Raw genomic sequence first — 8,408 nt, 5'->3', positions numbered from 1 at the left:
GCCTGACGACCGATGACGTCGAATTGCTTGCCTGTACCCGGGGATGGCTGCGCTATCGCCTGCCGCGACGCATGGTTCGCATGCATTCAAAGCCGGTCTGTATCGGCCAGAAACAGAAATGGTTCCTGCTGCGGATACGCTGCCAGGAAAGTCGTATTTGCATGGATCGCTCGGGGAAGCCCGAGTTCGATGGCTGGCGCTGGGTCAGTTATTGGTATCCACTGGGCCAGGTCGTGGCATTCAAGCGTGAGGTCTACCGCCGGGCGTTGAGAGAGCTGTCCCCGCGGGCTCAACGGCTGGCGCTGGAGGGGCGCTGACGCACGGACGGTGGCTATCCTGGCGTCGGGCGAGTCGCAACGACGGCGTCGATGGCACTATCTCGCATCGATATCCTCAGCTAGGCGGGAGATGAAAACAATGGAAAGCAAGACGCCGATGCTGGAGGTTCTGCGACGGGTCATCCAGGAGGTAAACGGGGCACGCAACCTGGATGCGGCCCTGGCCACCATGGTGCGCCGTATCCGCAAGGCCATGCGCACCGATGTGTGCTCCTTCTATCTCTACGATCCGAGATCGAGGAGCTGGTGTTGATGGAGACCATCGGTCTTCACAGCCGTGCCGTGGGGCGCGTCAGCCTGCGTGTGGGGGAAGGCCTGGTGGGGCTGGTGGCGGAGCGGGAAGAGCCGCTCAACCTGGAGGATGCGCCGGCTCACCCCCGCTTCCGCTATTTCGAAGCCACCGGCGAGGAGCGCTATTCGAGTTTCCTCGGGGTGCCGATCATCCATCAGCGCCGCATGCTGGGCGTACTGGTGGTGCAGCAGGGTGAAAAGCGCCGCTACGATGAAGAGGATGAAGCCTTCCTCATCACCATGGGGGCGCAACTGGCCGGCGTGCTGGCCCATGCCCTGGCCACCGGCAGCCTGACCCGGCCTAGCCTGCCGGGCGGGCAGGCGCTGTTCACCGGGGTTGCTGCGTCGCCCGGCATGGCCATTGGCGAGATCGTGGTCATCGCGGCGCCGGCGGACCTGAACAGCGTGCCGGACCTGGTGCCCACCGATGTCGAGCATGAGATCAGCCGGCTGCGCGTGGCCATCGGGCGCGTCCGCGAGGAGATCAAGGCCGCCGGGGAGCGCCTGGCCAACCGGATTTCCGCCCAGGAGCTGGCGCTGTTCGAGGTCTACCAGCAGATGCTCAGCGAGGCGGCGCTCTCCCAGGAGGTCGAGAAGCGCATCCGCGAGGGGCAGTGGGCGCCGGGGGCGTTGGCCGATGTGGTACGCCGCCACGTGCAGTACCTCGAGCGGGTCGACGACGACTACCTCAGGGAGCGGGCCGCTGACGTGCGCGACCTGGGCCGGCGCGTGCTGGCCCATCTGCAGGAAGAGACCCCCCAGGTTCCCGATATCTTTCCCGAAAGCACCATCCTCGTGGGTGACGAGATCAGCGTCGCCACGCTGGGCGAAGTGCCCAGGGAGCGCCTCGCGGGGCTGGTGGCCGTGCGTGGCTCCAGTACCTCACATGTGGCCATCATCGCCCGGGCCATGGGCATTCCCACCGTGCTTGGCATGGTAGACCTTCCCCTGCCGCGGCTCTCCGGAGCCAGGGGGTGCTGGACGGGCACCGCGGTCGCCTCTTCGTGCGCCCGTCGGAAGAGCTGGAAAGCCGGTACCGCAGCCTGATCGCCGAGGAAGAGGCGCTGTCCGAGGTGCTGGAGCATGAGCAGGACCTGCCCAGCGAGACACCCGACGGCCATGTGATGCCGCTGATGGTCAATACCGGGTTGGCCATCGACATGGCGGTATCGCTGAAGAAGCGGATCAGCGGTGTCGGCCTGTACCGCACCGAAGTGCCGTTCATGATTGCCGAACGCTTTCCCGGCGAACAGGAGCAGGCCAGGCTCTACCGCGATCAGCTGGAAACCTTCTCGCCGCTGCCGGTGGTCATGCGCACCCTGGACATCGGCGGCGACAAGGACCTGCCCTACTTCCCCATCGAGGAGGCCAATCCCTTCCTCGGCTGGCGTGGCATCCGGGTCACCCTCGACCATCCCGAAGTGCTGATGGTGCAGCTGCGGGCCATGCTGCGCGCCTCCTGCGGGTTGGACAACCTGCAGGTACTGCTGCCGATGGTGACCAATGTCGACGAGGTCGACGATGCCCTGAAGCTGCTGGACCGGGCCATTCGCGAGCTTGGCGAAGAGGGGGTGACGGCGAAGCGCCCGCTGATCGGCGTGATGCTGGAGGTGCCGGCAACCCTCTATCAGCTCGACGCCCTGGCCGAGCGGGCCGATTTCTTCTCGGTGGGGAGCAATGACCTGACCCAATACCTGCTGGCAGTGGATCGCAACAACCCCCGGGTCGCCGATCTCTACGATGCCTGCCATCCGGCGGTGCTGTCGGCCATGTCCCGCCTTGCGGAGGAGTCCAGCAGGCTGAAGAAGCCGATCTCGGTGTGTGGCGAACTGGCCGGCGACCCGGCGGGCGCACTGCTGCTGATGGGGATGGGTTTCGACTCGCTGTCGATGAACGCCCCCAGCCTGCCTCGGGTTCGCGCCGCCATTCGGCGTGTTTCGTTCAAAGCGGCGCAGGACCTGGTGAAGGAGACCCTGACCCTGAACACGCCGGGGGCCGTGCGCAGCCACCTCTTTTCACGGCTCAGCGAATGGCAGCTGGCCCACCTGCTGCCGCCACGGGACTGACCGCGCCGCATGTGCCTGATTGCCTTCGACTATCGCCCGGGCGGCCGCTTTCCCCTGCGGCTGGTGGCCAACCGCGATGAATTCTATCAGCGCCCTTCGGCGCCCCTGGGTGCCTGGCCGGAGGCGCCGGATATTGTCGGCGGCCGCGACCTGGAGGCCGGTGGCAGCTGGCTGGCGGTGCACCGCCGCGGCCGCTTCGCCGCCGTCACCAACGTGCGTGATCCCGAGCTCAAGGTTTCCGTCGACGCCCCCAGTCGTGGCCAGCTGGTGCGCGAGGCACTGGAATGCCCCGACCTCGCCGGCTGGCTGAAAGGGCTGGCTGACGGAGCCGGCTGGCGCTATGCGGGCTTCAATCTCCTGGCCGGCGATGGCGAACGTCTCTGGCATCTGCACCGGGGGCGTGATCGCCTGGTGCTTGTCGAAGTGCCTCCCGGCGCCCACGGACTCTCCAACGCCGGGTTGAATACGCCCTGGCCCAAGCTGATCAAGGCACGCCAAGGCGTGATCGAGGCACTGCGCCGCAGCCGCTGGCCCGACGATGCCCTGGCGGCCCTGGCCGATGCCGGCCGGGCCGATGACGACCAGTTGCCCGATACCGGCATCAGCCTGGAGCTCGAGCGCCTGCTCTCGGCGCCTTTCATCGTGGGTGAGCAGTATGGGACCCGTGCCATGAGCTGGCTGGAGTGGGATGCCGAGCACGCCTCCATGTGCCTGGGGGAGCGCCGATTCGGCCCCGGCGGCATCCTCGCCGGGGAGAACGAGGAGAGGGTGGCGCTTGTCCGCTAACTGTGCCGTCATGACAGCCGTGCCCGGGCGGCGTACACTCAGATAAACGACGCGTTACCACAGGGATGAGAATGCCGACTGCTACACACAAGGATCGCCTCTGGTCGCATCTTGTCTGGCCGCTGCTCTGGCCACTGTTGCTGGCTCAGCTGCTGTTGGTGCTGCTCTGCCTGGTAGTCGGGCTCTTTCTCTGGCTGGCCACCCCCGACCCCACCTCCTGGGCGGCTTCCGGCTGGTTGCTGCTGACGTTGCTGGTCGGCACCACGTTGACCACCGCAGCCTTCCTGCTGCAACTGCGTCACCGGCTGCGGGAATGCGAAGCGCAGATGGAGGATGGACTGGGACGTGTGGAGCGTCTGCTACTCGAGGCCGACCAGATATTGCCGCGCTGGCTCGCTCCCCCGGTGCTGGCTGTCTCCGACCAGGATTCTCCCGCCACGCGGCTGGAAAAACTCCAGGCCAGCGTGGCCCAGCTGCATGCCCGCCTGAGCCAGGCGCCTGACCTGACTGGCCTGCTCATGTCGGTATCGCGCCCGGCACTGCTGCTCTACCAGGATCGCATCGTCGATGCCAACCTGGCCATGGAGCGCTTGCTGGGCGTGCGAGCCGAGGGCCTGGAAGGGCAGGGCCCGGAAGCTCGGCTGCGCAGCTCGCCGGGACGCGATGGGGAGCCCGTAGAAATGCAGGTGCTTGATGCGGAGGAGCGCTGGCGCCAGCTGGAGGTGGAACGTTTCGAAGCCGGGAACTATCAACTGCTGCTGTTCGACGACCTGCACGACAGGCTGCCCCAGCTCGGAGGGCTGGTTGCCGCGCGCGAGCGGGCCCGGGAGGACTCCCGGCTCAAGTCGCGTTACCTGACCCTGCTGCAGCGTGAGCTGGAACCGTTGCTGACCCAGCTGACAGAGCAGATGCAAAACCCCGACTGCCTTGCGCCGGGACACCTCACCGAACTGCGCGAGCGCATGGCCGAAGTCACCCTGCTGGTGAAGAGCCTTGCCGGTGACGGCGTGGACAAGGAAGCCCCCGAGGGCCTGCTTGTCGCCGTCCCGGCCCTGCCGCTGCGCATCCTGGTCGTCGATGACGGACCGGTCAACCGCATGCTCGCCAGCCAGGTGCTGGAGGCACAGGGCTTCGAGGTCGACTGCGTGTCCAGTGGGCACGAAGCGCTGGAGCGCCGCCCCTTGCAGGCCTACGACCTGGTGCTGATGGATATCTACATGCCGGACATGGATGGGCTGGAGGCGGCGCGGCGCTGGCGCGAGCTGGAGGCGGTCGATGCGGAAGGGAGTCGCAGCGTCCTGGTCGCCCTGACCGCCAATGCCAGTGAAGAGGATCGCCGCCGCTTCCGCGAGGCGGGGATGGACGACTACCTGGCCAAGCCCTATGGGCCCCGGGCGCTCATCGACCTGCTGCGCCACTGGCGCCCGGATGCCTTCGAGGTGGCCGCTTCCTGATGATCCTGCTTGTCATGCTGCCTGCCACCCATCCTGCGACTTCCATTGCTGCGACTGCCCTTTGCCGGGGCTGTCCGCACCACCCGGATGACGTGGGTGGCCCCGAGTTTCCTGCCTTGAGGATGCCATGAACTATCCCGATATCGACCCGGTCGCCATCGCGCTGGGTCCCTTCCAGATACACTGGTATGGCCTGATGTATGTCATCGGCTTCGTCGGTGCCTGGTGGCTGGGTCGCCTGCGGGCCGAGCGTGTCGGCCTGACCCGCGACGACGTGGGCGACCTGCTGTTCTATGCCGCTATCGGGGTGGTGGTCGGTGGCCGTCTTGGCTATGCGCTCTTCTACGGCATGGGCCAGTGGCTGGCGGACCCGCTCTGGGTGTTCCGGATCTGGGACGGCGGCATGAGCTTCCACGGTGGCCTGATCGGGGTGCTGCTGGCGGCCCTCTGGTTCGCCAGGAAGAAGCGCATGGCCTTCTTCACGCTCACCGATTTCTTTGCCCCCATGGTCCCCATCGGCCTGGGCGCGGGGCGGATCGGCAACTTCATCAATCGCGAACTGCCGGGGCGGGTCACCGAGCTGCCCTGGGGCATGCCGTTTCCCGGCATGGGGCCGGAGCCGCGACATCCCACGGCGCTCTACGAGGCCTTCCTCGAGGGTCTCGTGCTCTTCGTGGTGCTCTGGTGGGTGTCCGCGCGACCTCGCCGCCGCGGGCTCGTCTCAGGCCTTTTCCTGCTCCTGTACGGTGTGTTCCGCTTCGCCGTGGAGTTCGTGCGCCTGCCCGACGCCCACATCGGCTTCATCGCCTTCGGCTGGGTGACCATGGGCATGCTGCTGACGCTGCCGATGATCGTTTTCGGGGTCGTCTTGATCCTGTGGTCGCGGCGCCAGCCGGTCGACCAGGTGCGGGTCGCAAAGTGAAACCGAGCGGGAGTAGGAGCCCGGGCCCAGAGGCGATAGACTCTCGGCCTATCGACAATTCCATGCAGAGTTCGCCAACGATGCCTGACGATACTACCCAGACTGCGTTCGAACAGTCTTCACCGGACCAGCCATCACGGGAACAGCCGGGGGCCGACCAACCCCCGCTCGAGCAACCCTACCTGGAGCTGATGCGACTGGTGCTCGAGCAGGGCGTGGAGCGGGACGACCGCACAGGGGTGGGCACCCGCTCGGTTTTCGGCCACCAGATGCGCTTCGATCTCTCGCGGGGCTTTCCCCTGGTGACCACCAAGAAACTGCACCTGCGCTCGATCATCCATGAGCTGTTGTGGTTCCTGCGCGGCGACACCAACATCGCCTACCTGCGGGAGCACGGCGTGCGCATCTGGGACGAGTGGGCCGACGAGAACGGCGACCTGGGTCCGGTCTATGGCTATCAATGGCGCAGCTGGCCCGACCCCCGGGGCGGCCATGTGGACCAGATCGTCACGCTGCTCGAGCAGATCCGCACCAACCCCGGCTCACGGCGCTGATCGTCTCGGCCTGGAATCCGGCGCTGGTCGACGAGATGGCGCTGCCGCCGTGCCACTGCCTGTTCCAGTTCTATGTGGCCAACGGGCGCCTCTCCTGCCAGCTCTACCAGCGCAGCGCCGATATCTTCCTGGGGGTGCCCTTCAATATCGCCAGCTACGCGCTGCTGACCCAGATGATCGCCAGGGTCACGGGCCTTGAGCCCGGCGACTTCGTCCACACCCTGGGCGACGCCCATCTCTATCGCAACCACCTGGAGCAGGCCGAACTGCAGCTCTCGCGCACGCCGCGGCCGGCACCCCGGCTGGAGCTGGCGCCGGGCATCGACGACCTGTTCGACTTCCGCTTCGAGCACATCGCCATCGAGGGCTATGACCCCCATCCCCATATCAAGGCCGAGGTGGCGGTATGAACGACGAGACACTGGTACCGGTGGCGATGATCGCCGCGTTGTCCCGTAACCGGGTGATCGGCGTGGAGAACCAGCTGCCCTGGTACCTGCCGGAGGATCTGCGCTTCTTCAAGCGCATGACCCAGGCCAAGCCGCTGGTCATGGGGCGCAAGACCTTCGAGTCGATCGGCCGGCCCCTGCCGGGGCGGCTCAATATCGTGGTGACCCGCGACAGCACCTTTCAACACGATGGGGTGCGGGTCTGTCATGACCTGGCCTCGGCCCTGGCGCTGGCCGACCAGCAGGCGACCATCGATGGCTGCGAGGAGATCATGGTGATGGGGGGCGGCGAGATCTATGCCCAGGCGCTGCCCTTCGCCAGCCGGCTTTACCTGACCGAGGTGGATGTAGAGGTAGAAGGTGACGCCCGCTTTCCCGAGCTGGATGACAGCCAGTGGGAGGAGGTGCAGCGTGTGCCCGGCGAGCCCGCCGATGGCCAGCCTGACTACAGCTTCGTGGAGTATCGCCGCCGCTGACGGGGCGAGTCGCCGGCCGGCGACATTTGTCAGGGCCGGGCATCTGGCACAAACTTGCTTAAGGCACTGCGCCACCCACTTGCCTCTGCTTTCTATAAGCGTTCCTGCCGAGATGGCGAGTTTGTTGAAATAGTGAGCTATAGAGAGCCTGCCTGGAGGATACCGGTTTGATCGATGAGCGTTCACTCCGCCTGCTGAATGACCTGGAAGTCTGCGCCGATACCGCCCTCGGCGAGCTGCACGGCTGCCGCGAGCGAATCCGCCAGCTGCAGGGCCGGGTGGCCGAACTCGAGGCGGCACAGGGAGAGCTGGAAGCGGCTCGCCGGGCGCTCGAAGCGGCACGCCTGGAACTGGAAGAGGAAAATCGCGAGCTCGACGAGCAGAATCGCGAGCTGGAAGAGGATAACGCCCGCCTGCGCGAACGCCTGCGCAAGGGCGAGCCCGCTCCCATGTTCCCGGGTACGTCCCGGCGTGCCCAGGGGCTTGCCGCCCTGATCGGCCATCGGCCACGGGAGGGCGCCTCGGGTGAGCCTGGGCAGCCGGGCGAGCAGGCCGTGCCCCGGGGTGACGACCCTCAGCGACAGGATGAGCCGAACCGACAGGACGCGCCAGGTCTGGGAGAAGCCGGTCTGGGGGAAGCCGGGCAGGAAACGATAGAGAAGAAGACAGATAAGAAAGAAGGGTGGACGGCAGACAAGGCAGAAGAAAAGGCAGAGCAGGGCGGGCCGGTGCAGGGCGAGCCGGTGCAGGGCAAGGAGGCGCAGCGAGAGAACGAGACGGGCGAGCGGCAGGCGCAGCTGCCCATCGAGCAGGCGCCCTCCGCCGAGGCGCTGCTGGCCGAGTGGTACCGGCGTTACCCCGACACCTTCTTCAAGGGCCATACGCGACCGTTGAAAGTGGGCATCCACCAGGACCTGGCGGCCCGGGAGCCCTGGCCGGAGAAACTGGTGCGGCGTGCCCTGGCCGGCTACGTCAATCTGCCGCGTTACCTCAAGGCGGTGCGTGAAGGCGCGCAGCGCATCGACCTGGCCGGCCGGCCCGATGGCAGCGTCGATGCCCAGGCCGCCGAGCA

General features: G+C 66.7%; 6 protein-coding genes and 2 pseudogenes. All 8 read left to right on the top strand.

Annotated elements, in window-relative coordinates; all coding sequences use genetic code 11:
* Positions 1 to 317: RNA pyrophosphohydrolase (locus tag Q427_RS05725; protein WP_043511844.1), on the top strand; the 317-nt coding region annotated here is incomplete at its 5' end.
* Positions 318 to 435: 118 nt separating this feature from the next.
* Positions 436 to 2,695 (top strand): annotated as a pseudogene (ptsP, locus tag Q427_RS36050) (phosphoenolpyruvate--protein phosphotransferase).
* A 9-nt stretch (positions 2,696 to 2,704) separates the two neighbouring features.
* Positions 2,705 to 3,481: an NRDE family protein gene (locus Q427_RS05715; protein ID WP_043511842.1), complete on the top strand. Its 777-nt coding sequence runs from the start codon at positions 2,705 to 2,707 to the stop codon at positions 3,479 to 3,481.
* 71 nt (positions 3,482 to 3,552) lie between these two features.
* A complete protein-coding gene (locus Q427_RS05710; RefSeq protein ID WP_043511841.1) occupies positions 3,553 to 4,935 on the top strand; it encodes a response regulator in 1,383 nt (460 codons plus the stop codon).
* A 127-nt stretch (positions 4,936 to 5,062) separates the two neighbouring features.
* A complete protein-coding gene (lgt, locus tag Q427_RS05705) occupies positions 5,063 to 5,857 on the top strand; it encodes a prolipoprotein diacylglyceryl transferase (RefSeq protein WP_043511839.1) in 795 nt (264 codons plus the stop codon).
* Positions 5,858 to 6,048: 191 nt separating this feature from the next.
* Positions 6,049 to 6,821, top strand: a pseudogene (locus tag Q427_RS05700) (thymidylate synthase).
* A complete protein-coding gene (locus Q427_RS05695) occupies positions 6,818 to 7,336 on the top strand; it encodes a dihydrofolate reductase (RefSeq protein ID WP_043511836.1) in 519 nt (172 codons plus the stop codon). The pseudogene Q427_RS05700 and the gene Q427_RS05695 overlap by 4 nt, the downstream one beginning before the upstream one ends.
* A 167-nt stretch (positions 7,337 to 7,503) precedes the next feature.
* The coding region (locus Q427_RS29795; RefSeq protein WP_231613449.1) for a ProQ/FINO family protein at positions 7,504 to 8,408 on the top strand (905 nt) is incomplete at its 3' end.

This window comes from Halomonas sp. BC04 (assembly GCF_000568385.1).
Note: the sequence above shows the minus strand (reverse complement) of the source record. Positions and strands in the feature narration are given on the sequence as shown.

What these genes read in the sequence shown, in the direction of transcription:
- Q427_RS05695 (WP_043511836.1), top strand. Translation starts at nt 6,818, where the DNA reads ATGAACGACGAGACACTGGTACCGGTGGCGATGATCGCCGCGTTGTCC.
- Q427_RS05715 (WP_043511842.1), top strand. Translation starts at nt 2,705, where the DNA reads ATGTGCCTGATTGCCTTCGACTATCGCCCGGGCGGCCGCTTTCCCCTG.
- lgt (WP_043511839.1), top strand. Translation starts at nt 5,063, where the DNA reads ATGAACTATCCCGATATCGACCCGGTCGCCATCGCGCTGGGTCCCTTC.
- Q427_RS05710 (WP_043511841.1), top strand. Translation starts at nt 3,553, where the DNA reads ATGCCGACTGCTACACACAAGGATCGCCTCTGGTCGCATCTTGTCTGG.